At 42.0% G+C, this 22896-nt stretch carries 25 protein-coding genes; 17 read left to right on the forward strand and 8 right to left on the reverse strand.

Going from position 1 to position 22896, the window contains the following annotated elements; genetic code table 11:
• Positions 1-43 precede the first annotated feature (43 nt).
• From leuA to HH219_RS18015, 5 genes are all read left to right on the forward strand, one after another.
• Positions 44-1597, forward strand: a complete 1554-nt coding sequence (leuA, locus tag HH219_RS17995) for a 2-isopropylmalate synthase (protein WP_169328240.1) — start codon at positions 44-46, stop codon at positions 1595-1597.
• The gene (gene leuB, locus HH219_RS18000; protein ID WP_054206074.1) at positions 1594-2670 is read left to right on the forward strand and encodes a 3-isopropylmalate dehydrogenase; all 1077 of its coding nucleotides are present in this window, start codon (positions 1594-1596) and stop codon (positions 2668-2670) included. Before leuA ends, leuB begins: the two co-directional genes overlap by 4 nt.
• Positions 2671-2730: 60 nt before the next feature.
• Positions 2731-4131, forward strand: a complete 1401-nt coding sequence (gene leuC / locus HH219_RS18005; protein ID WP_169328241.1) for a 3-isopropylmalate dehydratase large subunit — start codon at positions 2731-2733, stop codon at positions 4129-4131.
• Positions 4131-4730 (forward strand): 3-isopropylmalate dehydratase small subunit, encoded by a 600-nt coding sequence (leuD, locus tag HH219_RS18010; protein ID WP_169328242.1) that lies wholly within the window; start codon positions 4131-4133, stop codon positions 4728-4730. Before leuC ends, leuD begins: the two co-directional genes overlap by 1 nt.
• 152 nt (positions 4731-4882) lie before the next feature.
• The gene (locus HH219_RS18015) at positions 4883-5476 is read left to right on the forward strand and encodes a hypothetical protein (protein WP_169328243.1); all 594 of its coding nucleotides are present in this window, start codon (positions 4883-4885) and stop codon (positions 5474-5476) included.
• A 3-nt stretch (positions 5477-5479) separates the two neighbouring features.
• Here the strand turns inward: HH219_RS18015 and HH219_RS18020 are convergent, their stop codons facing one another.
• Complete coding sequence (locus tag HH219_RS18020) at positions 5480-5851, reverse strand: hypothetical protein (protein WP_169328244.1); 372 nt, start codon at positions 5849-5851, stop codon at positions 5480-5482.
• Positions 5852-5917: 66 nt separating this feature from the next.
• Here HH219_RS18020 and HH219_RS18025 point away from each other — a divergent pair, with 66 nt between their 5' ends.
• Complete coding sequence (locus HH219_RS18025) at positions 5918-6361, forward strand: TerB family tellurite resistance protein (protein ID WP_169328245.1); 444 nt, start codon at positions 5918-5920, stop codon at positions 6359-6361.
• Between the two features lie 40 nt (positions 6362-6401).
• Here HH219_RS18025 and HH219_RS18030 read toward each other — a convergent pair whose 3' ends face one another.
• Positions 6402-7574 (reverse strand): MFS transporter, encoded by a 1173-nt coding sequence (locus HH219_RS18030; RefSeq protein WP_169328246.1) that lies wholly within the window; start codon positions 7572-7574, stop codon positions 6402-6404.
• Positions 7575-7649: 75 nt separating this feature from the next.
• On the opposite strand from HH219_RS18030, the gene HH219_RS18035 reads away from it, so the two are divergent.
• The gene (locus HH219_RS18035) at positions 7650-8456 is read left to right on the forward strand and encodes a helix-turn-helix transcriptional regulator (protein WP_169328247.1); all 807 of its coding nucleotides are present in this window, start codon (positions 7650-7652) and stop codon (positions 8454-8456) included.
• Between the two features lie 30 nt (positions 8457-8486).
• Here HH219_RS18035 and HH219_RS18040 read toward each other — a convergent pair whose 3' ends face one another.
• On the reverse strand, positions 8487-9056 hold the full coding sequence (locus HH219_RS18040) for an NAD(P)H-dependent oxidoreductase (protein WP_054455391.1): 570 nt from the start codon (positions 9054-9056) through the stop codon (positions 8487-8489).
• A 127-nt stretch (positions 9057-9183) separates the two neighbouring features.
• Between HH219_RS18040 and HH219_RS18045 the strand changes: the two genes are divergently transcribed.
• The gene (locus tag HH219_RS18045; protein WP_054206136.1) at positions 9184-10068 is read left to right on the forward strand and encodes a LysR family transcriptional regulator; all 885 of its coding nucleotides are present in this window, start codon (positions 9184-9186) and stop codon (positions 10066-10068) included.
• A gap of 8 nt (positions 10069-10076) precedes the next feature.
• On the opposite strand, the gene norR is transcribed toward HH219_RS18045, so the two are convergent.
• Positions 10077-11660 carry a nitric oxide reductase transcriptional regulator NorR gene (gene norR / locus HH219_RS18050; RefSeq protein WP_249118550.1) on the reverse strand — a complete coding sequence of 528 codons (1584 nt, stop codon included), beginning with the start codon at positions 11658-11660 and terminating at the stop codon, positions 10077-10079.
• Positions 11661-11804: 144 nt separating this feature from the next.
• On the opposite strand from norR, the gene HH219_RS18055 reads away from it, so the two are divergent.
• From HH219_RS18055 to hmpA, 3 genes are read left to right on the forward strand one after another with little or no spacing between them, the layout of a single operon-like run.
• Positions 11805-12074 carry a hypothetical protein gene (locus tag HH219_RS18055; protein WP_169328248.1) on the forward strand — a complete coding sequence of 90 codons (270 nt, stop codon included), beginning with the start codon at positions 11805-11807 and terminating at the stop codon, positions 12072-12074.
• A complete protein-coding gene (locus tag HH219_RS18060) occupies positions 12074-13306 on the forward strand; it encodes an NnrS family protein (RefSeq protein ID WP_169328249.1) in 1233 nt (410 codons plus the stop codon). The genes HH219_RS18055 and HH219_RS18060 overlap by 1 nt, the downstream gene beginning before the upstream one ends.
• Positions 13307-13328: 22 nt before the next feature.
• Complete coding sequence (gene hmpA, locus HH219_RS18065) at positions 13329-14510, forward strand: NO-inducible flavohemoprotein (protein WP_169328250.1); 1182 nt, start codon at positions 13329-13331, stop codon at positions 14508-14510.
• Positions 14511-14692: 182 nt separating this feature from the next.
• Here hmpA and HH219_RS18070 read toward each other — a convergent pair whose 3' ends face one another.
• Together HH219_RS18070 and HH219_RS18075 are read right to left on the reverse strand one after the other, a co-directional pair.
• Positions 14693-15346 carry an endonuclease gene (locus HH219_RS18070; protein WP_054206086.1) on the reverse strand — a complete coding sequence of 218 codons (654 nt, stop codon included), beginning with the start codon at positions 15344-15346 and terminating at the stop codon, positions 14693-14695.
• Positions 15347-15547: 201 nt separating this feature from the next.
• On the reverse strand, positions 15548-16258 hold the full coding sequence (locus HH219_RS18075) for a hypothetical protein (protein WP_169328251.1): 711 nt from the start codon (positions 16256-16258) through the stop codon (positions 15548-15550).
• 208 nt (positions 16259-16466) lie between these two features.
• Between HH219_RS18075 and HH219_RS18080 the strand changes: the two genes are divergently transcribed.
• Positions 16467-16847 (forward strand): hypothetical protein, encoded by a 381-nt coding sequence (locus HH219_RS18080; protein WP_054455401.1) that lies wholly within the window; start codon positions 16467-16469, stop codon positions 16845-16847.
• Here HH219_RS18080 and HH219_RS18085 read toward each other — a convergent pair.
• Complete coding sequence (locus HH219_RS18085; RefSeq protein ID WP_169328252.1) at positions 16825-17286, reverse strand: PaaI family thioesterase; 462 nt, start codon at positions 17284-17286, stop codon at positions 16825-16827. The genes HH219_RS18080 and HH219_RS18085 overlap by 23 nt on opposite strands.
• A 178-nt stretch (positions 17287-17464) precedes the next feature.
• Between HH219_RS18085 and lexA the strand changes: the two genes are divergently transcribed.
• From lexA to HH219_RS18110, 5 genes are all read left to right on the forward strand, one after another.
• Positions 17465-18082: a transcriptional repressor LexA gene (gene lexA, locus HH219_RS18090; RefSeq protein WP_054206090.1), complete on the forward strand. Its 618-nt coding sequence runs from the start codon at positions 17465-17467 to the stop codon at positions 18080-18082.
• A 418-nt stretch (positions 18083-18500) separates the two neighbouring features.
• Positions 18501-19643 carry a cytochrome c oxidase subunit II gene (gene coxB / locus HH219_RS18095; RefSeq protein WP_169328253.1) on the forward strand — a complete coding sequence of 381 codons (1143 nt, stop codon included), beginning with the start codon at positions 18501-18503 and terminating at the stop codon, positions 19641-19643.
• Complete coding sequence (gene ctaD / locus HH219_RS18100) at positions 19643-21244, forward strand: cytochrome c oxidase subunit I (RefSeq protein ID WP_054206092.1); 1602 nt, start codon at positions 19643-19645, stop codon at positions 21242-21244. Before coxB ends, ctaD begins: the two co-directional genes overlap by 1 nt.
• Positions 21244-21771, forward strand: a complete 528-nt coding sequence (locus HH219_RS18105) for a cytochrome c oxidase assembly protein (protein WP_054206093.1) — start codon at positions 21244-21246, stop codon at positions 21769-21771. The genes ctaD and HH219_RS18105 overlap by 1 nt, the downstream gene beginning before the upstream one ends.
• Before the next feature lie 35 nt (positions 21772-21806).
• Positions 21807-22682 (forward strand): cytochrome c oxidase subunit 3, encoded by an 876-nt coding sequence (locus HH219_RS18110; protein ID WP_169328254.1) that lies wholly within the window; start codon positions 21807-21809, stop codon positions 22680-22682.
• Here HH219_RS18110 and HH219_RS22425 read toward each other — a convergent pair.
• On the reverse strand, positions 22582-22896 hold the full coding sequence (locus HH219_RS22425) for a DUF2909 family protein (protein WP_082379065.1): 315 nt from the start codon (positions 22894-22896) through the stop codon (positions 22582-22584). The genes HH219_RS18110 and HH219_RS22425 overlap by 101 nt on opposite strands.

Consider the following 22896-nt stretch of genomic DNA (forward strand, 5'->3'; position numbering starts at 1 on the left):
TTTTTATCTCGCAACGTGGGTCGTTGAACACTGAGGGCAGATTATGCAAGATCAAGATAAAGTATGGATTTTTGACACCACCTTACGCGATGGTGAGCAGGCGCTTAAGGCAAGTCTTACTGAAGAAGACAAAATTCAACTGGCGCACACCATTAGCCGCTTAAATGTAGATGTGATGGAAGTGGGTTTTCCGGTTTCAAGCCCTGCGGACTTTCGTTCAGTGCAACGCATTGCAACAGAAATAAAAGGCCCGATTATTTGTGGTTTAGCCCGCTCTGTTGCCAAAGACATTGAAGCCTGTGGCGAAGCACTTCGCACAGCACAACAAAGTCGCATTCATACTTTTATTGCTACCAGCCCTTTGCATTTAGAGCACAAATTACGCATGAGTTTAGATGATGCGACGGCTATGGCGGTTAAATCAATCAAGCTTGCCCGTAATTATACGGATGATGTGGAATTTTCCTGTGAAGACGCAGGCCGTACACCGCATTGGGATTTATGCCGCATTGTAGAGCAAGCAATTAATGCTGGTGCATCAACCATCAACTTGCCTGATACCGTAGGGTATGTAACGCCAGATGAATATGCTGCCATGATCCGCCACTTGTTAAATAACGTGCCTAATATTGATAAAGCCCGTTTAAGTGTGCACTGTCATAATGACCTAGGTTTAGCGGTTGCTAACTCAATTGCCGCAGTGCAAGCCGGTGCGCGCCAAATCGAATGTACGATTAATGGCATTGGTGAACGTGCGGGTAACTGCTCGCTTGAAGAAGTGGCGATGATTATGCAGATGCGTAAAGATCACCTAAAAGTGCATACAGATATTCGCAGTGAAGAAATTTACCGCGCATCACGTCAGGTGGCAAAAATTTGTAATATGCCAGTACAGCCTAATAAAGCGATTGTGGGCGAAAATGCTTTTGCGCATAGCTCTGGCATCCACCAAGACGGTGTATTAAAAGCGCAAAATACCTATGAGATTATGTCGCCAGAAAGCGTAGGTGTACCAAACAACCAATTAAATATGACTTCACGCTCAGGTCGCCACGTTATAGAGCATCGCTTAGAAGAGTTGGGTTATCAAAAAACCGATTACGACATGAACAGTCTATATGACAGCTTTGTGGCACTTGCCGATCAAAAAGGCACCGTGTACGACTATGATCTTGAAGCGATGATTTACTTTAATCAAATCAGCGATAAAGACGAAAAGTACCAATTGGAATTTGTTAACTCTACCTCTAACTCACAATCAGTGGCGAGCTCAACTATTGGCATGACAATCGCAGGCGAATCTAAGCAAGAAGCAGCTACGGGTAATGGCCCTGTTGAGGCCTCATTTTTAGCGATTGAGCGCTTAACGGGCATGGCAGTGGAAATGATTGAATACAATTTAGAAGCAACCGGCGAAGGTGCAAGCTCACTAGGGCAAGTAAATATTATCGCAAAATACGATGGTCGTCCTTACCACGGCGCCGGTATAGCAGCGGATGTAGTTGAAGCGTCTGTACGCGCTATGATCCGCGTTTATAACTTAATTTATCGTGCACAAAAAGTGTCTGATTTAAAACAACAAAGGAAAGCAGGATGAGTCAAACGAATTATAGCATCGCAGTATTAGCTGGCGACGGTATCGGCCCAGAAGTGATGGCAGCAGCAGAGCAAGTGCTTGATGCCGTAAGCAGTAAGTTTGGCTTTACCTTAACTCGTCATCCTCATGCTATTGGCGGTGCTGCTATTGATGAATTTGGTAAAGCATTACCAGAGACAACGCTCGCTGCCTGCGAAAATGCAGACGCTATTTTATTTGGTTCAGTCGGTGGCCCTAAATGGGAGCATTTACCGGCGGATGAGCAGCCAGAGCGCGCATCGCTTTTACCACTGCGTAAACATTTTGGCTTGTTTTGTAATTTACGCCCCGCGCAGTTATTACCTGCGTTGAGTGCAGCGTCACCACTACGAGCCGATATTAGCGAGCAAGGTTTTGATATTTTATGTGTGCGTGAGCTTACAGGGGGTATTTATTTTGGCGAAAAAGGCCGCAGTGGCGAAGGCGAAAATGAAGCCGCATTTGATACGCAAACCTATTCACGCAAAGAAATTGAACGAATTGCGCGTTTTGCGTTTGAAGCAGCAAAATTGCGTAACAATCATGTCACGTCGGTAGATAAAGCCAACGTACTTGCATCAAGCGTGTTATGGCGTGAAGTTGTCACCGAAGTCAGTAAAGACTATCCAGAAGTAAACCTTGATTACATTTACGTTGATAATGCTGCTATGCAGTTAGTTAAGCAGCCAAGTCAGTTTGACGTATTGCTATGCGACAATTTATTTGGTGATATTTTGTCAGACGAATGCGCAATGATCACAGGTTCTATGGGGCTATTACCTTCAGCGAGCTTGAATCAATCGGGTTTTGGTATGTATGAACCGGCTGGTGGCTCAGCACCAGATATTGCAGGTAAAGGGATTGCTAATCCAATAGCGCAAATTTTAAGTGCCGCTTTAATGCTACGTTACTCGCTAGGCCAAGATGAAGCTGCGCGCAGTATTGAAAAAGCAGTTGCCGAAGCTGTAGAAGCCGGTGTCGGCACGCCCGATATCTACCCGAACGCAGGTTATACAACGCAAGACGTTGCCGCTGCGATTGTGGCTCGAATTTAAATTAATTATGCTCGTGGCAACCGTCACGTCGCGAGCTAAACCGAATTAGGGAATGAGCAAGTGGCCCAAACGTTATACGATAAAATCTGGCAAGCACATGTTGTTGCTAGTATTAATGAGCAAACCGACTTACTTTATATTGACCGCCATTTAGTGCACGAAGTCACGTCGCCGCAAGCATTTGCAGGCCTACGTGAAAAAAATCGTAAAGTACGTTGCCCTGAAAAAACCATCGCGACGATGGATCATAATGTATCGACCAAAAGTCGCTCATTAGATGCCGCAAGCGAAGTATCAAAAAATCAATTAATGGCGCTCGATGCCAACTGTAAAGAATTTGGCATTACGCTTTATGATTTAAACTCAATTAACCAAGGCATAGTACATGTCATGGGGCCTGAGCAAGGGATCACCTTACCAGGCACAACCATAGTCTGTGGCGATAGCCATACTTCAACGCACGGTGCATTTGGTGCACTTGCTCACGGTATTGGCACCTCTGAGGTTGAGCATGTACTCGCGACACAAACCCTCCAACAGAAAAAAGCCAAATCGCTGAGAATCCAAATTAACGGCGTGTTGCGCCCAACTGTGACGGCAAAAGACTTGATCATGGCGGTTATTGGTAAATTAGGCACTGCCGGTGGTACGGGTTATGTAGCAGAGTTTTGTGGCGAAGGCATTGAAGCACTGTCAATGGAAGCGCGTATGACGTTGTGTAATATGAGCATTGAAATGGGTGCTAAAGCGGGTTTAATCGCGTCAGACCAAATTACTTATGATTACTTAAAAGGTCGCCCATTTGCACCAAAAGAAGCTGAGTTTGATGCAGCCGTTGCGTACTGGGAAACCTTAAAAACAGATGAAGGCGCACAGTTTGATTTAGACGTTGAGCTAGAGGCAAGTACTATTCAACCGCAAATTACTTGGGGCACAAGCCCTGAACAAGTAATTGGTGTTGATGAGTGCATTCCTGATCCAGATAAAGAGCCTGATTTAATCAAAGCCGATGCCATCCGCAGCGCCCTTAAATACATGGATTTAAAAGCAGGCGATAAATTGTCATCAGCCACGGTAGACACTGTATTTATTGGTTCATGTACCAATAGCCGCATTGAAGATTTACGCGCCGCCGCGCAGATTGTTGAAGGTAAACAAGTGGCCGCTGGTGTTGAAGCGTTAATTGTACCGGGCTCTGGCCTTGTTAAAAAGCAAGCTGAAGATGAAGGCCTAGCTGATATTTTTAAAGCCGCGGGTTTTGAGTGGCGCGAGCCAGGTTGTTCAATGTGTTTAGCGATGAACGATGACCGTTTAGGTGCAGGCAAACGCTGTGCATCTACCTCAAACCGTAACTTCGAAGGCCGTCAAGGCCGTGGTGGTCGTACGCACTTAGTGAGTCCTGCAATGGCCGCAGCGGCAGCGATTCATGGTCGCTTTGTTGATATTAGAGGAGAAGCCTAATGAGCATTTATTTTAGTGGCTTAATGGCCCCGCTTGATAAAAACAACGTCGATACTGACCAAATTATTCCAAAGCAGTTTTTAACGTCAACCAGTCGTGATGGCTTTGATGCTGCCTTGTTTTATGATTGGCGTTATTTAGATAATGACGAGCCAAACCCTGAGTTTATTTTAAATCGTGCGTGTTATCAAGGCGCACAAATATTGCTCACCCGGGATAACTTTGGCTGTGGTTCATCACGCGAACACGCGCCATGGGCACTTAAGCAATATGGTTTTGAAGTGATTTTGGCCGAAAGCTTTGCCGATATATTCTTTAATAATTGCGGCAATAACCAAATGCTCGCCATTGCATTGCCAGCGCAAACATTGGAAGACTTATTTGTACTGAGTGAGCAACATGACGATATTCATATCGACATCGACCTTGAAAATCAAACGCTGACGAGCAATAAGTTTGCTCCAATCAGTTTTGATATTCGCAAAGACGTAAAAGAACGTTTATTAAGCGGTTTAGACTTTATCGGCGTAACAGAAACCCTAAACCCACAAATAGACGTCTTTGAAGCGAAGCTTAACGCCGAGCGGCCTTGGCAGTAACTAGTTTAAAATTAATACGATTGTAAAACGCGGCTAAGGCCGCGTTTTGTCTTATCACTTGCTAACTAGTATCTAGCCCCCACTCACCGTGATTACTTCCTTTGTTTTTAGTAACACGCTAAGCTGCTCTTTTATACTTTTAGGAACTTGCTATGAAATTATTAACTGTGGCTACTTTATTGCTGGCTTCTACGGCAGCTTTTGCACGCCCAGCGCCGTTGGTGTCTATTCCAAGTCATGATGGCTTTTTTGATAATATTGCTGCCCATTGTGGCAAAGCGTATGAAGGAACGGTAACGGTTGATAATGCCGCGGGCCCTAGTTCGTTTGCGGGCAAGAAGTTAGTAATGCATGTGCGTCGTTGTGACGAGCGTGAGCTGCAAGTTCCGTTTCATGTAGGTGATGATGCGTCACGTACGTGGATCATTACAAAAACAGGTAGTGGCTTGAGCTTAAAACATGATCACCGCCATAAAGATGGCACTGATGATATATCAACTATGTATGGTGGTCATACGGTTGATGCGGGTTTTGAGAGCGTGCAGTCTTTCCCAGCTGATCAATACTCAAAAGAGCTGTTTGTAAATCAAGGCATTCCACAGTCGATTGGTAATACGTGGCAGATGTATATCTACCCTGAAAAGTTTACTTACCGTTTAATTCGCCAAGGCCGCGAGTTCCGTGTTGATTTTGATTTAACCAAACCAATCACACCACCGGCTGCGCCTTGGGGTTATAAAGACTAAAGATTAATCTTTATTTGGCTCAGTTTCACACTGTAGTAATACCGTTAAAGGTGGCTGATAGGCACGTGGTTTTGTGGGCATTTGTTCATACTCTTGCACGCCGCCAGTCACTTTTAACATAAAGGTGTTGTCACGACATAGGCGGTTAGCATGTCGAAGCAAAAATACGCTTTGGTTTTTAAAATGCGGGTAATCGTCTGACTGGATAGTGAGTTGGTAGTTATTGTCGTCTAACTTAGTCTGGTGATAATGGACTTTTTCATCAAAGTCGTAGAGTTTTTCGGTATTGTTCTTTTTTGCGTTTGCGGGATTGCTCCCCAGCAAAAGTGTAAGCGTGGCTGTTATTGCTAAAGCAGTGACTGTTTTTCCTCTCATAAATCTTTACTCCATTATTGTATTGCACCTATGATTTAAGTCTAACACCCATAATAGGAAAATGTGATGTTCAAGCAAATTAAGCAGCTTTTTTCGACATTTAACGATCAGCCCGCTCAGATACAAGAGCACGATCTTAAAACTGCGGTAGCGGCATTATTGATTGAGGTAATGCGCGCAGATAGCGAGCAGCAAGATGATGAGTTACAAACTTTAAGTGCAACTTTAAAAAAGTATTTTAATTTGAATGATGCAGAAGTTAATGAGCTCATGCAAAGTGCTGGTAAGAGCTTAGATGAAGCGATTGATTATTTTCAGTTTTCTAAACAAATAAATAGTCAATGTAGTGCCGGGCAGCGAATTGACATTATCGAGTTACTATGGCGTTTAGCGTACGCTGATGGGCAATTAGATCCACAAGAAGAGTACGTTATACGCCGTGTTGCAAACTTACTATATGTAAATCATACCGACTTTATCGCCGCCAAACTGGCAGCGACAAAGCAGTAAGTAACCTGAGTTCATGATAATCTATATCTTAAAATTCAGATTAAGCTAGGCTGTTTATACGTTGTAGATGAGCAGTAATAAATTGGCTTAACACAAGTGAGCATGCGGCTAATGCTGCACCAAAGTAAAAAACGAGTGCTTGGTCGTATAGCCAAACTAGGCCAAAAGCGGCGGGAATGATCACTGCGGCAATATGGTTAATAGTAAAGCTAACAGAGGCTGTGGCGGCAATGTCTTCAGGTTGTGCGATTTTTTGAAAGTATGTTTTTAAAGCGATCGCCATGGCAAAAAATAGATGATCAATCACATAAAGGCCAGCTGCGAATAACGGTGATTCAACCAGTGCATAGCCAATAAAGACTAAAATTAAACCGCTGTACTCAATAGTTAAGGTTTTCTGCTCGCCTATTTTACTGATCATTTGCCCTATTTTTGGGGCAATAAAAATATTAATAACATGATTTAGCATATATAAGGCGGTGATTTGGGCAACATCGAAACCAAATTTTTCGACCATTAAAAAGCCTGCAAATACCATAAATATTTGCCTGCGTGCACCAGAGAAAAACAGCAATAAATAGTACAGGCTGTACTTCTTTCGCAAAATAATTTTTTTATGTTGAACGGAATGAATTTTAAAGCTCGGGAACGCTAAAACTAATGCCACTGTTAGCACAAAGCCTACACCACCGAGTACAAAATAAAGCCATTTATAGTCGGCCGCAAAATATGTAACACTCAACCAGATTGTGCCATAAGTCAGCAGTGACGCCATTGACTTGATTGACAGTAACTTGCCTAATTTGAGTGGTGCTTCTTCTTTATTAAACCATTGCAAGCTTAAAGATTGATTAATGGTTTCAAAGTAGTGAAAGCCTATCGACATCAACACTGTCGTGATATACAAGCCATAAATAGTAGGGAAGAACCCTGTGATAGCGACCCCAATTGAGAGTAAGCATAGGCTTATAAGTGCAAATGTTTGTTCTTTTAGCACAAGCAATACAAACACCGCTGTAAACGCTAAAAATCCAGGTATTTCACGTAAAGATTGCAGCATCCCCATATTCGCGCCAGTAAAATTAGCCGCCTCGATAGCAAAGTTATTAAGTAGTGCCATCCAGCCTGCAAAAGTTACTGCCATTATTACAGTCGCTAATGCTAAAAAGTTAAATGGCGATTGCCAGGTTTTATCTCCAGTGTGGTCTTTCATTTTTTTCCTTAAGCAGATTTGTTGATATCGCAGCGCTAGTGTAAGGTGTTTTTAAGATGACCAAAATTGCATAATATGACACAAAGTTTATCTGATCAGACAAATTGCTGGGTGAGTATTAAATCACGCTTTAAACGTACTAAGCTTGATAGGCCTATTTTCCCAAGGCCAGGTCCAATGCCACCTTGGCAGCATGTGCAAACTCATCAGCATACGTGGGGACAGCTAGCGTATGCCAGTAGAGGTGTAATGACGGTGGCAACGTCGCAAGGGCGCTTTGTGGTGCCGCCTAATCAGGCTGTATGGTTACCACCGCATTTGCCTCACGAGACTTTTTGCCGTTACGGTGGTCAATTTAGTAGTGTTTATATTGATGTACCTTACGTCGCACGTTTAGGTTTGAGCGCTAAAGTGTTACATATTGACGACTTGTTAAAAGCAATGATTTTAATGATTTGTAGCTGGCCAGAAGATTATAATCTAGACGTGCAGACTAAGCGGTTTATTGATGTATTTATTGATCGTTTGGAGTGCGCGCCAACCAGTCAATTTTTTATACCAACAGCGCAAGATAACCGTTTGACGCCAATTTTAAGTGAATTACATGCAAATCCTGGATGTCATAAAACGCTTGAGCAATGGGGTCTTGAAGTCGGTGCATCGAGTCGTACACTAAATCGCTTATTTAATAAAAGTTTTTCTATGAATTTTAGCCAGTGGAAGCAAAAACTTAGAGCGTTGCGTGCGGTCGAAATGCTAGAAAGTGGTCACTCTCAACAATATATTGCGCAGCAGCTAGGGTTTGAATCTAGCTCGGCGTTTAATACTGCTTTTAAAAAAATATTAGCAACAACGCCGGGGCAGTATTTTAAAAATAGATAGACCGCTAATTATTTAACCTCGAAAACGAAGTTATTTATTAAGTTTGCTCGCTACGCTCACAAGTTGTTGTGCAAGGCTAGCCACTTTATCGGCTGTAACGGGGTCACTGATTTGTCCACTTTCATCAAGCACAGTGTGTATAGCAGGTACTGCTAGTTGGTCAGCTAATACCAAGCTACCAATGCCTGATAAAATATCACGCACATGATTTAAGCCACGTAATCCACCCAAACCCCCCGGCGATGATGCATATAAAGCAGTTACTTTATTACGAAAAGCAGGAACCGCACCTTGCTCTGTTCGCGACGCCCAATCAATCGCATTTTTAAGTACGGCAGTAATTGAGCCATTGTATTCTGGGCTAGCGAGTAAAATACCATCAGCTGCGCGTAACTTGTCTTTTAATAACTGTGCGCCAACGGGTGTGCCTTGTGCTTCAATGTCTTCATCAAACATGGGTAAATCTAAATCGGCAAGTTTAATAACTTCAACCTCTGCACCGCTTTCTAATGCAAAACGTGCTGCTTCATTAATTAATTTTTGGTTAAAGCTGTCTTTACGTAAGCTGCCTGCAAGGGCAATAATTTTTGGTGCAGTCATGGTGGTCGCCTTAAATGTAGTGATTGGGTTTGTCTGTTAGCTACTTTAACAAATATTTACTTGCAGAAAAGCCAAATAAACGCAAAACTTATGTGCATATACGCACAACTAAATGATGAGTTTGAAAGTGGCGATTCAATTTGATGATTGGCAAGATGTAAAAGTGGCCTTTGAAGTAGCCCGATTAGGAACTTTAACCGCGGCAGCAGAAGTACTTAATGTGCACCATAGTACGGTATTAAGACGTATAAACAATTTAGAAAAAAACTTAAACGCAAGGCTGTTTCATCGCCATGCCCGTGGTTATAAAGTGACGGAAATAGGCGCTAAATTATTTACCACGGCACAATCTATTAATGGCGAACTGGAGCGTTTACATAACGATATAATTGCAGCCGACAGTACATTACGCGGCAGTTTGCTGCTTACTACGGTCAGTGGTTTTATAGATGTACTGAGTGATGTATGCGAGCAGTTTCAAAGTTTGCACCCGCAGGTACAACTTGAAGTGATTTTAGATCAAAAGCGCTTGCGACTTGATCATGGCCAAGCTCATATTGCTGTGCGCGCTGGCCCAAGACCTGATGAAGGTGATTATATTGCGCAGCATTTAGCGCATTTATCATCGGGGCTTTATGCATCACAACGTTATATTGATAAATATGGGATACCTAAAACGGTGAAACAACTGCCGTTACATAACTTTGTGTCAGGTGTAGTCGGTTACAACGCAAGAGTGCCTTATTTTGCATGGGTTGATGAGAATATTCCAGCTGGGCAAGTTAAGCTACGAGTGTCAGAAACATCAGAGGCAACCCGTGCTATTGTAAAAGGATTAGGTATTGGTGGTTTGCAACATAATGTGGCGGCGCAGTATCCAGATTTAGTGCAAATTCTACCTAATGAACTTAGTTGGCCAACAGATCTATGGCTTGTGACGCATCATTTGGTACATAGAACAGCGAAGGTGCAGGCATTCAGCCAGCTTTTAAAAGCCTATTTTAAAAAGTAATGTGTAAATTAAATGGATTTTTTTACTTCAATACCAAGGCGTTTAGCGAGCCGTACTAAGTTAGCGCGATCAACTTTTAGTGTTCGTGCCACACTGGCCCAATTATAGTTATGTTGTTCAAGTTGTTGGCTTATTAAGTGATGCGTAAATGTATCTGTTGCTTGTTTGAGCGAGAGGTTGTGATTATTAATTTTATCGCTACTCTCTACTATGAGTGTCATCGGTGGAGTGGAAGTTGCATTAAGATTAAGCTCACAATGGATAGGTTCGATAGTGATTATTGCTTGTTGCCACTGACTTTGTTTTGCTTTTAAGGCTGCACGGCTGATCACGTGCTCAAGTTCGCGGACGTTGCCTGGCCACTCATATTGAGTGAGTAACAATTGAGATTCAACGCTGAGTTTTAATTGTTTGATGGCGAGCTTACGAGCAGTTTTTTCAACAAAGTAGCCCGCGAGTAAAATAACATCGTTTTCGCGTTGTTTTAGTGGTGCAACATTGAGGGGGTAAACACTTAAACGATGATATAAGTCGGCTCTAAAGCGTCCTTGGGCGACTTCGTCTTTTAAGTCTCGGTTAGTGGCTGCAATAACGCGTACATCTACATATTTTATCTCATCTTCGCCAACAGTTTGGATCTCGCCGCTTTGCAATACGCGCAATAGCTTGCTTTGCATGGCAAGCGGGAGCTCACCAATTTCATCTAAAAATAACGTACCGCCATCGGCCAGTTGAAACTTACCTTGGCGCGCATTATGAGCGCCAGTAAATGCGCCTCTAGCATGCCCAAAAAATTCACTTTCGGCGAGGTTCTCTGGTAATGACGCACAATTTAAGTGTATTAGCGGCTGTTCACTACGTTTTGAATGCAAATGTATGTTGCGAGCAACAAGCTCTTTACCTACGCCAGTGTTACCTTGGATCAGCACGCTAAACTCAGAGCCTGCGACGAGCTTAATATCGTTTTTTAGGCTTTGTATCGCTGGGCTTTCGCCGATGATCTCGGTGCCATCGCGGGTGATAGCTTCGTGATTAAGCGCTTGTACTAAAGCGCTGCTATGTTGTGCGTGGTGCCGATACTGCTGTAGTTGCAGCGCGGTATGCAAATGCGCGGCGCACAATGTGCCAAGCTGAGCTAAGTAATCAAGGTTTAGTGTATCAAATGCGTGCGCATCAAGGCTGTCGAGTGTGATCACGCCTAGTAATTTACCTTCACTATCAAGCAAAGGCACACCTAAACAAGCATGCACAGGAATATCGCCCGTTTTAGCATACAACAAACCATCGTATGGGTCAGGGAGTGGGCAATCATGGGCAAATTGAAGTGGTTGACTCGCGCTACAAATGGCTTGTAAACGCGGGTGTTCATCAATAATAAAGCGCCTGCCGAGCGTGTCAGGCATGAGACCTTGAATAGCCACTGGCTTTAATACATCACCTTGGCGTGTAAGCAGTGCAATTGCATCGCTAGGCACGACCTCATTAATGCATTGGATCAGTAACTCAAAATGTGGGTTTTGGGTGCTGAGCGCGGCTAATTTAAGCGCGCTACTAATCAAGGTATTGTTATTAAGCATGTCAATTTGACTCATATGTGTTTATTTGCACTTTTAAGGGTGAGTCATAATGACATGGTTGTCAATGTGTTTAATTTTAAGTTTATGTATTTAATGAGAATTTAATGTTGGCTCGCTCTGTGCAGTAGCTTGTTATATGTAACGTAGTGAGGGTTTTTTATGTTGATACCAATATCGAATGATTATTATCCTGCTTCCACTGTTGGTGATTTTTATACTCGCTTACTAACGGGGGCAAATGTTGCTTTAGGTGTAAGTACAGTGTTTATGCTGGTGACGGTTTTATTGAGTTATCCGTATGCTCATTACTTGCCGATGACGTTACAAATAGTGGCGCATATATCAACAATTCTTGCTGCGACTGTTTTGAAAGTTAGTTATGTGCTGCGCTGTGTGGCGCTTAATGGATTAGGAAAGGAAGTACGCTAATGCAACCAATAAATCTGACGGAACCAGTGCCTGCACGCATTAAGTTTTATCAAGTAAACCAATGGCCATTATGGATGTTGGCATTTAGGCCTTACTTTTTAGCCGGTGGTCTACTGGCTTTTTTGTCGATCGGTTATTGGTTACTTATTTTAACGGGCCATGTTAGCTGGGGCTTAAGTATGCCCGCGACACTTTGGCATGCGCACGAGATGATGTTTGGCTTTGCCGGTGCGGTTGCTGTTGGTTTTTTATTAACAGCGGCTCAAACGTGGACCGGTGTGCCGAGTTTAAGTGGTTACAAATTAATGCTACTCACGGTGATTTGGCTCCTTGCTCGAGGTTCATTTTTTATTACTGGATTGGGGCTCGAGAACGCCAATTTATATGCGGTATTATTTTTCCAATTGATCTGGTGGCTAGGCGCAATTGCAGCGCTGGCAAATATGCTACTAAAAGCCAAAAGTAAAAATAACTACCAGTTTTTGCCAATACTAGGTGCATTGTGCGTGCTCAATAGTGTTTATTTATGGCTCGCCATTGAGCAAAAAATGCTGTTGGCTTTGGCTACTGTCGATACCGCCGTTTTGGTCATGACCTTATTGGTAGGCGTGGTGGCAGGGCGAGTACTGCCCTTTTTTACCGCTCGCGGCTTAGATTTAGCTGAACAAGTACGTATTCCACGTTTGGATAAAGTGCTGCTTTACAGCTCGTTATTTGCTGTCGCGTTTTATTTTATCAGCCAACTATTCATATCAAGTGTTAATCCCGGTTGGGTATTGGCCGTTGTTGCTGTATTGCATTTAAGCCGCTCATTGTTGTGGTGGAATAATAAAATGCTCAAGGTGCCACTGCTATGGTCGTTGCACTTCTCGTATTTAGCTCTTGGGTTTGGTTTAGCATTGGTTGCACTAAGTTTCTATAGCCCTGTTATTTTGTTTAAAGACGCACTACATATGATCACCATCGGTACGATTGGCATGATGATTCTTGCGATGATGACACGCGTATCTCATGGCCATACAGGCCGGCCTTTAATTATTCCACACACAATGGCTGTGGCGTTTGCTTTGGTGCTTGTTGCAGCGATTGTTCGTTCGTTATTACCCTTTGTTATTGGGCCGCATATTACGTGGCAGCTAAGTGCTGTTTTGTGGTTAGTGGCCTTTTTGTTGTTCTTGATCCATTGTATTCCTATTTTAACGCGGCGTCGTGTTGATGGGCGTCATGGTTAGTAATTTAGCTTTAGGAAGTAGTATGTTATCTGATAAAACCATTGAAATAGTTAAAAGCACAGTCCCTTTGTTAGCTGAGGCCGGTACTGTGGTTACTGAGCATTTTTATAAGCGACTGTTTAGCCATAACCCTGAACTGCAAGATATTTTTAATATGGCGAATCAACGCAGTGGTCGTCAGCAATTTGCGCTTTTTAATGCGCTGGCTGCATATGCCCAAAATATTGATAATTTAGGTGTTTTGAAAGAGTCGCTTGCGCGTATTAATCATAAGCATGCCAGTATGCATATTTTACCGGAGCATTACCCGATAGTTGGCGGTCACTTAATTGGCACATTAAAAGAGCTGATCCCAGAGCAGTTTACCCCAGAAGTTGAATATGCTTGGCGTGAAGCGTACGCATTACTTGCAGATATCTGTATTACCGAAGAAGCGGCTTTGTATGCCCATAGCAAAAATAACCATGGTGGTTGGTCTGGGACGCGTCGTTTTATCATTGCACATAAGCAGGTTGAATCGCAGTTAGTGACCAGCTTTATATTAAGACCATTAGATTCAAAAGCAGTGATCACTCATAAATCCGGGCAATATTTAGGGATTAAAGTACAACCCGATAATGCACAGTACAGTGAGATCCGCCAATATTCTATTTCACAGCAAAGTAATGGTAAAAGTTACCGTATTAGCGTGAAAAAAGAATTGCTTCCAGCACCGGGGATTGTGTCTAACTATTTACATTCATTGGAAGAAGGCAGCTTTGTTGATCTTTATCCGCCAGCGGGAGATTTCTTTCTACGTTCAGAAGATAAGCCTGCGGTATTAATCTCTGCGGGCGTTGGGCAAACACCTATGTTAGCAATGCTGCAAACATTACTAAGTGAGCAATCTAATCAGCCAGTGACGTATTTACATGCCTGTGAAAATAAACAACAGCACTCGTTTGATCAATTTATTCGTGAGCAGGGCGGAGCGCATGCTCGATTAACACACCATACTTGGTTAAACCAAGGTGGCGAGGAGCCTGACTTTTCAGGTTTAATGGATGTTGCACGTGTTGCTGAACAATTACCACTGGCAGAAGGCGACTTTTATATTTGTGGACCAAGTGGTTTCATGGCGGCAATTAAACAGCAGTTACTTACTCTAGGCGTGGATGCTGCACGCATTCATTATGAGGTATTTGGCCCACATCAAGATCTTTAACTGGCCTGAAATTAGGTCGGGTGCTTTATATATCCAAGTCACCTCAAGACGCTTGCATCTTGAGGTGACTTGGCTAGAAAATATAAAAGTACCCTTTATAAAGCTTAATATTGCGGATTTAATAAAGCGAGTTTACGCGTCAATATTTGACTTATTGCGAGTTAGCCCAATCAACCGTTTACCTATAACTTGGTGTTGCTGATTTTTTGGGCTAATTCTTGATGTTGCCATGCGCTAAATAGCTTTTGTTGTTTGCTCGAAATTTTTAATCCATACGTTTTTTGCATATAAAAATAAGCATCTGCGATACGTTTTCTCGAGTAAAGAGGGGGTTCAACTACGCGTTGTTTAAAGTCGACCTTTACTTGGCAACGGCCATATTGGCTAGCATCCCCCGCTATCATTCCAAATCGATAATTAGAGCGATCTGCATTTATTTCACCAATGGCTGGCGCGAGGTTATGTATATCGGCTTCCATCTTACGAAATTGAGCACTGGTTTTAACGCAATTTTTTCGCCCGCCATCTTGCCAGCATTGTAGTTGATGACCAAATTCCCATGCAGGTACAATGTGCTCCCACTCAATGCGTACAGCGCGTGCATTTGGTTTTCCTGAGCGGGTTATTGCATTACGCGGTACATAACCGCACTGAGTTGGATCGGGAACGAGCTTTTTACCTTGGCGTTTTATGTCGCAGCCACAATAAATGCTTTTAGCGTCGGTAGGTAATGTTTTGATTAAATGCCTTTTCGCTGTAGAAAAGCGAGTAAATTGCTCGGCATTAAGGTTAAAACTAAACAACGATGCCAATAAGGCAATAATAAAATACGGCATATCCAATCACTTAAGTGAACTACAGGAGGGCGTATTTTAGAGTTATTATTCAATAGCGTAAATCAGCTGAACGGACGAGCTTAAGTACTTAATAATTAAACTAATGTATATTTTTATAGATCAGAAAGTTTACATTGCTATTTTTATATGCAATTTAGTCGGCGATGGCGTGTGGTTATCGCCATCACCATTAAGAGAATTTTATGTGCGAGTTTGTTTACGTCGAGGCAACCTGAAGTTTTGTAGTAGTAAAATAAATCCAGTGATACAAAATAACACGCTACAGGCAGAAAAACTGATCAGTAATGGATTATTAAAGTCTTCTCGTTCGTCGTAATCCATAATATGTAGCATCCAAAAAAAGTCAAAAATACGCCAAATAGTACTGCGTACAGTAATAACGTTTCCATTATCTGCTGATAGATATAACGTTGTGCTAAAGGTGTCATCAAAAGTTACTTGCCAAATATTTTGTTTATAACCCACCTCACGAGGGCCTGTTGTTAGTATTACAGCATTATTAACTTTTGCTTCTATTAATAAATGAGCGTGGGCATTTGCAATAATTTGGGTTTTACTCGGTGGTAAAAATGGACGCCCAGTAAGGCCATTAAAGCTATGCTCACCTTCGCTGTTATTCACTGTAATTATTGGGGTGGTTAAAAAATGACTATAAGTTATTTGAGTTGGCTGTGGAACTTGCAAGACAATATTATCAAGTGAGGTAGGGTAATCGGCTTGATTAAATGGGTTATTAATTGAGCGTGCTGCAAGATGCTTACCGTGCACTTTTTCAAGAGGGATTGCGCTCATTACTAAACCACCTAACAACCAGGCTAAAATTTGAATTGCTAGTAAATACCCGAGCCATTTGTGAAATTTACGAGCGTGTTTAAAAATGCGTTTATTCATATTACTACCTGTTTGTTATTATTTTTCAGCGCGGTATTTTATAAGCTATACTCGGTTTGCCAATGTGGCAAATTGTCGCATGTAGATTTTAGCTTAGATAAAACGTTGAATTATGTATCTTGAGGTGACTTGGGGATAGATTATTTGGTATAAAAGCAAAAATAGGTTAAAGTTTGCATTGTTTTTAATGTGAGATAAAAGAGAAATAATGTCGGAAATTCAATTTTTAAATGTAGATCTTGAGCTTGAATCCAAACAAGATATTAGCCTGTTAGTTGCAGACTTAAAAAAGAGTGCTGTGGTTTTACATTATGATAAAGATGAGTACCGACAGCTTGCACGCATTGAATCTAAAGGAGAAGTAACCTCTCCTGATAAGGCGATTAATCACTTATGCGAGTTAATAGAGTCGTGTTCGCGTGCAGCATTAAAACAATGGTTATCGTGCTCAAAGCGTACTTTTGATCTTGGCTTTGAATCAGGTACCTCGCCAAAGTGCTTTAATCAAGCATTACAGGTTGATACCTTGTTACGCATATCTGCAATAGGTGCCGGTGTTGAAATTACTATTTATCCTGTTCAGAGCTAATTTTACGCTCAACAACTGCTGCGGTCATCCTCGATACGCAGCATAATTCACCTCGGCTGTTGGTTATTTTTACTTCCCATACTGATGTCCGCTTACCCAAATGCAGTGGCTTAGCTATTGCTGTTAACGTGCCATTACGTGATGCTTTCAAATGGTTCGCATTGATCTCTTGTCCAACGCAGTAAAAGTTTGTGAAATCGACCACAAAATTAGCGGCATAACTGGCGACGGTTTCAGCTAAAACAACATTAGCACCACCGTGCACTATTCCCATTGGGTTATGATGCTCAGGGATGGCTGGCATAGTTGCAACGAGGTAATCGTCACCAATTTCACTAATCTCAATGCCCATGGTTTTCATTAATGTGCCTTGTCCACTTATACCGTTATCAAGACTTTTGCATTGTTCAAGGGTGATAGGTTGATACCAAATACTCATATGTTCATATTCTCCAATGGGTTTAAATTTACTTTATACTTTTTAACATTCATATCGGTAACTTCATACTAATAAATTCAATCAATATTTATGGTTTTATTTAAGCCAATTTAAATTTGCGATTTTCATATAACTGTATATACTCACAGTTAAATGTACTGTATGGAAACCCAGTTGTATGCGCCCATTAACGAATCGCCAAGCTCAAATTCTCGAACTTATTAAAGCTTTTATCAAAGATACAGGCATGCCACCAACGCGTGCAGAAATTGCGCAGACGCTAGGTTTTAAAAGTGCAAATGCGGCAGAAGAGCATTTAAAAGCACTTGCTAAAAAAGGTGTGATTAAAATGAAACCTGGTGCAAGCCGAGGTATTCAACTGGTTGAAGAAGATGAGCCAGAGCAACTAGGTTTACCGCTTATTGGTAGGGTGGCCGCGGGTGAACCAATATTGGCTGAGCAACATGTTGAAAGCCATTGCCAAGTTGATCCGCTGTTATTTAAGCCAGCTGCTGACTTTTTACTGCGTGTACAGGGCATGAGTATGAAAGATATTGGCATTATGGATGGTGATTTATTAGCTGTACATCGTACTCAAGTGGCTGAAAATGGCCAAGTAGTGGTGGCACGTGTTGATGATGATGTAACCGTTAAGCGTATTGAAAAAGCTGGGAAAAAAGTTTTCTTACATGCTGAAAATGATGACTTCTGCGCAATTGAAGTTGATCTAGAGCATGAATCTTTCAATATAGAAGGTTTGGCTGTTGGTGTTATTCGTAACGCCGATTGGATGTAATAACTTTTTCATAGAGTGGCATCAAATAGATGAAGTTTGATGCTTTACATTTTTTAACCCCTAATATATTAGAACCCACACTTGTAAGTACCATTCAAAGCCTTATTACCCCTACTTATCCACTGCTTTTAGCTATTTAATATTACCTTCCTTTGGAAAATAACGCGCTGATTTTTAGTTGTTATTTTTGCAGTAAAATAAAATTTAATTGCCATTAAAACTTGCTAATTGTTCATTTTTTAACTAATTGGTTAATACACTGTATTAACAATTGCTCTTTAATGAGTGTGTTTATGCCTGTGGCATAAATAAATTGTTAACTTTCAGTTAAAATAACAATAAACGAATTGGCGCGATTTAATAGCAGTGCCGCCTTTTCGCTTTGCATTTTTGCAATAGCATTCAAAGGAGTCGTCACATGGGTAAACTGAGCTCTACCTTGTGGCTTATATTGTTTGTTCTACCGCAGCAAGTATTGGCAAATAGCCAATTTAATATGCGAAAGGGCGTAACAGATATAAGTAATGATGTTTATCAACTGCACATGACAATATTTATTATATGTTGTGTGATTGGTGTAATTGTGTTCGCGGTTATGTTTTGGGCACTAATCCATCACCGAAAATCAAAAGGGGCAAAACCTGCCCAATTCCATGAAAGTACAAAAGTAGAAATCCTCTGGACGGCAATACCATTTGTAATCTTAATCGCTATGGCGGTACCCGCTACTAAAACTCTAATTTCGATGGAAGATGCCAGCAAAGCTGATTTGACCATTAAAATTACGGGGTCGCAGTGGAAGTGGCATTATGAATACATGGGTGAAGACGTTGCTTTTTACTCTATTCTATCAACCCCTCAAGATCAAATTTCCAACCAAGCAGATAAAACAAACACCTATCTACTTGAAGTTGATAAGCCATTGGTATTACCAATTAATAAAAAAGTACGTTTTTTGATGACTTCAGACGATGTTATCCACTCTTGGTGGGTACCTGATTTTGCTGTTAAAAAAGATGCAAACCCTGGCTTTATCAATGAAACGTGGACCAAAATTAATGAAGAGGGAATTTATCGAGGTCAGTGTGCTGAGCTATGTGGTAAAGATCATGGTTTTATGCCTGTTGTTGTTGAGGCTAAGTCTGAGCAAGCGTTTACCGATTGGTTGCAACAAGCGAAGCAAGCCAAAAAAACGGCAGCAGCAGCAGATGCAGCCCTGCTTGACCAAACCCTCCCTAAAGAGGAGTTAATGGTGTTGGGAGAGCAAGTGTATATGGCTAGTTGCGCTGCATGCCATCAACCAACAGGAATGGGTTTACCAGGTGTATTTCCTGCGCTCAAAGGTAATCCTGTGGTGTTGGGGGATATTAATGATCATATTGATGTGGTGATTAATGGTCGCCCAGGTACTGCGATGCAAGCATTTGTTAAGCAGTTATCAATTAAGCAATTGGCAGCTGTCGTTACCTATAAACGTAATGCATGGGGTAATGATACTGGGGATATGATTCAACCGAGTCAAATACAAGCCGCGATTGATGCAACTTCGGAGGCTAAATAATGAGTAGCGTAACAGAGCAACAACATAATGAAGCTGGGCATCATGACGGCGGACATCATCACCCTGCAAAAGGGTTTAAGCGTTGGTTGTACACAACTAACCATAAAGACATTGGCAGCTTATATTTAATTTTCTCGTTGACCATGTTTTTAATTGGTGGCGCGATGGCGATGGTTATACGCGCTGAGTTGTTTCAGCCGGGACTACAATTAGTTGATCCTCACTTCTTTAATCAAATGACTACAGTACATGGCTTGATCATGGTATTTGGTGCTGTTATGCCTGCTTTCACAGGGCTGGCAAACTGGATGGTGCCCTTGATGATCGGTGCGCCAGATATGGCGTTACCTCGAATGAATAATTGGAGTTTTTGGATTTTACCATTCGCGTTTTTAATTCTATTAGCCTCATTATTTATGCCTGGTGGTGGCCCTGCATTTGGTTGGACATTTTATGCACCACTTTCTACTACATACAGTAACGATAACACCGCGTTTTTTGTGTTTGCTGTGCATATCATGGGAATTAGCTCAATCATGGGAGCAATCAATGTCATTGTGACCATTGTTAATATGCGAGCTCCAGGTATGACTTGGATGAAGCTACCGTTATTTGTATGGACTTGGCTAATAACGGCATTTTTACTTATTGCTGTAATGCCTGTATTGGCAGGTGCCGTGACTATGGTCCTGACGGATAAATACTTTGCGACCAGCTTTTTTGACGCGGCTGGGGGCGGTGATCCGGTGATGTTCCAACACATATTCTGGTTCTTCGGGCACCCTGAGGTGTACATCATGATATTACCGGCCTTCGGTATTATCTCAACAATAGTGCCTACCTTTTCGCGTAAGCGGCTATTTGGCTATGCCTCCATGGTTTACGCGACGTCCTCAATTGCGTTGTTGAGCTTTATTGTTTGGGCGCACCATATGTTTACGACGGGTATGCCGGTCGCTGGGGAGCTATTTTTTATGTATGCGACCATGCTGATTTCGGTGCCAACGGGCGTTAAGGTATTTAACTGGGTAGCCACTATGTGGCGGGGTTCGATTAGCTTTGAAGTACCCATGTTATTTAGCATCGCCTTTATTGTGCTGTTTACGATTGGTGGTTTCTCAGGGTTAATGTTGGCAATCACTCCTGCAGATTTTCAATATCACGACACTTACTTTGTGGTGGCACATTTTCACTATGTATTAGTGACAGGTGCGGTCTTCTCAATCATGGCGGGGGCATATTATTGGCTGCCAAAATGGACGGGTAATATGTTTAATATCACTTTGGCTAAATGGCACTTTTGGTTGTCGTTAGTGAGTGTGAATGTGCTGTTCTTTCCAATGCACTTTGTTGGTCTTGCAGGTATGCCACGTCGGATCCCTGATTATGCGCTGCAATTTGCCGATTTTAACGCGATTATTAGTATTGGCGGCTTTGCTTTTGGCCTTTCACAATTGCTGTTTGTTGTTGTGGTGTATAAATGCGCACGCGGTGGCGACAAAGTTCCGGCAAAAGTATGGGATGGTGCTGAAGGTCTTGAGTGGGAGGTTGCTTCTCCAGCGCCTTATCACACATTTGAAACCCCACCGGAGATTAAGTAATGAGTCATGCACCGTTACTTAAACGCTTAGTTTTAATATGCCTAGGCATGTTTGCTTTTGCGTTTGCAATGGTGCCGTTGTACGACGTTTTTTGTGATGTTACAGGGCTTAATGGTAAGCCCTCGCTAGAGCAAGCAAAGCAAAGCACGCATATAAATGAAAAGCGTGAAATAGATGTGAGCTTTACTACGCATGCACAAAGTGGCGCGCCGTTTAAGGTGAAATCACATGAATATAGTGTGGTTGTTAAACCTGGTGCTATGCGTGAGGTGTTATTCAAAGCAAAAAATATCAGTAATGAAGATAAAGTAATGCAAGCTGTGCCGTCGGTATCGCCAGGTAAAGCAGCTAAGTATCTACATAAAATGGCCTGTTTTTGTTTTGATCAACAGCCCTTAAAAGCAGGGGAGGAGGTTGAGTTTAAATTACTTTTTTATGTTGATACGGAACTCCCTGATGATGTGGAAGAAATAACTTTATCTTATACCGTGTTTGATATTAGCAAGCAGTTAGTCGCCAGTAATTAGGCCGCCAAACTAATCGCTATTTAGGAGCAAGTAAAATGGATAAAAATCACGAAAAATACTATGTGCCCGCGCAAAGTCCGTGGCCAATAGTCGGTGCATTTGCAATGTTTTTTATTGCAGTGGGTGCCGCGCTTACTGTGATGCAGGCTAAGAGTGAAGGTGGCAATGGTCATTATATTCTCTATGTAGGCATTGGCGTGTTGTTGTTTATGTTATTTAGTTGGTTTAAAAATGTCATTGAAGAGTCTGATAAGGGTTTATATTCAGCGCAAATGGATCGCTCTTTTCGTCAAGGTATGAGTTGGTTTATTTTCTCTGAGGTGATGTTTTTTATGGCGTTTTTTGGTGCATTGTTTTATGCCCGTATCCTCTCTGTGCCTTGGTTGGGTGGAGCGGGTAATAATGCAATGACCAATGAGGTGCTATGGCCAACCTTCGAGGCTATGTGGCCATTAGTCACAACACCAGCAGGAGGTACAACACAAGCCATGGGTTGGCAGGGGTTGCCACTGATCAACACATTAATATTACTCACCTCATCGGTCACTTTGCATTTTGCACATGTCGCAATGGAGAATAATAAGCGCGGACCATTAAAGGTATTTTTGGCATTAACGGTTGCGCTAGGAGTTTGCTTTTTAGGCCTACAAGTTGAAGAGTATATTCATGCCTACCAAGATCTTGGGTTGACCTTAGATGCTGGTGTATACGGCAATACATTCTTTTTACTGACCGGTTTTCATGGCCTGCATGTGACCTTAGGTACGGTTTTATTATTGGTCATTCTAATTCGAATTATTAAAGGCCATTTTAGCCCGGATAAACATTTTGCTTTTCAAGCGGCTGCTTGGTATTGGCATTTTGTTGATGTGGTATGGCTGTGTTTATTTGTATTTGTATACGTGCTGTAATTTTGTGAATAGGCGATGCGTTACTGTGGATAAAACCGATCTTTAACGCTGCAATTACAATCACTAATACAACAACAGAAAATAATACACGACGGCCTAAATAGTGAGACATAGGCCGTCCATCCGCTTTACCTGAGACCATAATAAATAAAGCTCGGAACAAGTTAAAAAGTATAAATAGTAGCAACAGTACGATAATAATTTTAATAATCAC

Origin of the sequence: Pseudoalteromonas sp. NEC-BIFX-2020_015 (assembly GCF_012952265.1) — a bacterium.
In the GTDB taxonomy this organism is placed as follows: domain Bacteria; phylum Pseudomonadota; class Gammaproteobacteria; order Enterobacterales; family Alteromonadaceae; genus Pseudoalteromonas; species Pseudoalteromonas neustonica.

Excerpts from the sequence above, each read along its gene's own strand:
- HH219_RS18055 (WP_169328248.1), top strand. The coding sequence starts at position 11,805 with ATGTTGATACCAATATCGAATGATTATTATCCTGCTTCCACTGTTGGT.
- ctaD (WP_054206092.1), top strand. The coding sequence starts at position 19,643 with ATGAGTAGCGTAACAGAGCAACAACATAATGAAGCTGGGCATCATGAC.
- hmpA (WP_169328250.1), top strand. The coding sequence starts at position 13,329 with ATGTTATCTGATAAAACCATTGAAATAGTTAAAAGCACAGTCCCTTTG.
- HH219_RS18110 (WP_169328254.1), top strand. The coding sequence starts at position 21,807 with ATGGATAAAAATCACGAAAAATACTATGTGCCCGCGCAAAGTCCGTGG.
- HH219_RS18075 (WP_169328251.1), bottom strand. The coding sequence starts at position 16,258 with ATGAATAAACGCATTTTTAAACACGCTCGTAAATTTCACAAATGGCTC.
- coxB (WP_169328253.1), top strand. The coding sequence starts at position 18,501 with ATGGGTAAACTGAGCTCTACCTTGTGGCTTATATTGTTTGTTCTACCG.
- HH219_RS18020 (WP_169328244.1), bottom strand. The coding sequence starts at position 5,851 with ATGAGAGGAAAAACAGTCACTGCTTTAGCAATAACAGCCACGCTTACA.
- HH219_RS18070 (WP_054206086.1), bottom strand. The coding sequence starts at position 15,346 with ATGCCGTATTTTATTATTGCCTTATTGGCATCGTTGTTTAGTTTTAAC.
- lexA (WP_054206090.1), top strand. The coding sequence starts at position 17,465 with ATGCGCCCATTAACGAATCGCCAAGCTCAAATTCTCGAACTTATTAAA.
- HH219_RS18080 (WP_054455401.1), top strand. The coding sequence starts at position 16,467 with ATGTCGGAAATTCAATTTTTAAATGTAGATCTTGAGCTTGAATCCAAA.
- HH219_RS18085 (WP_169328252.1), bottom strand. The coding sequence starts at position 17,286 with ATGAGTATTTGGTATCAACCTATCACCCTTGAACAATGCAAAAGTCTT.
- HH219_RS18025 (WP_169328245.1), top strand. The coding sequence starts at position 5,918 with ATGTTCAAGCAAATTAAGCAGCTTTTTTCGACATTTAACGATCAGCCC.
- HH219_RS18040 (WP_054455391.1), bottom strand. The coding sequence starts at position 9,056 with ATGACTGCACCAAAAATTATTGCCCTTGCAGGCAGCTTACGTAAAGAC.
- HH219_RS18060 (WP_169328249.1), top strand. The coding sequence starts at position 12,074 with ATGCAACCAATAAATCTGACGGAACCAGTGCCTGCACGCATTAAGTTT.
- HH219_RS18030 (WP_169328246.1), bottom strand. The coding sequence starts at position 7,574 with ATGAAAGACCACACTGGAGATAAAACCTGGCAATCGCCATTTAACTTT.
- leuA (WP_169328240.1), top strand. The coding sequence starts at position 44 with ATGCAAGATCAAGATAAAGTATGGATTTTTGACACCACCTTACGCGAT.
- norR (WP_249118550.1), bottom strand. The coding sequence starts at position 11,660 with ATGAGTCAAATTGACATGCTTAATAACAATACCTTGATTAGTAGCGCG.
- HH219_RS18035 (WP_169328247.1), top strand. The coding sequence starts at position 7,650 with ATGACACAAAGTTTATCTGATCAGACAAATTGCTGGGTGAGTATTAAA.
- HH219_RS18105 (WP_054206093.1), top strand. The coding sequence starts at position 21,244 with ATGAGTCATGCACCGTTACTTAAACGCTTAGTTTTAATATGCCTAGGC.
- leuB (WP_054206074.1), top strand. The coding sequence starts at position 1,594 with ATGAGTCAAACGAATTATAGCATCGCAGTATTAGCTGGCGACGGTATC.
- HH219_RS18015 (WP_169328243.1), top strand. The coding sequence starts at position 4,883 with ATGAAATTATTAACTGTGGCTACTTTATTGCTGGCTTCTACGGCAGCT.
- leuD (WP_169328242.1), top strand. The coding sequence starts at position 4,131 with ATGAGCATTTATTTTAGTGGCTTAATGGCCCCGCTTGATAAAAACAAC.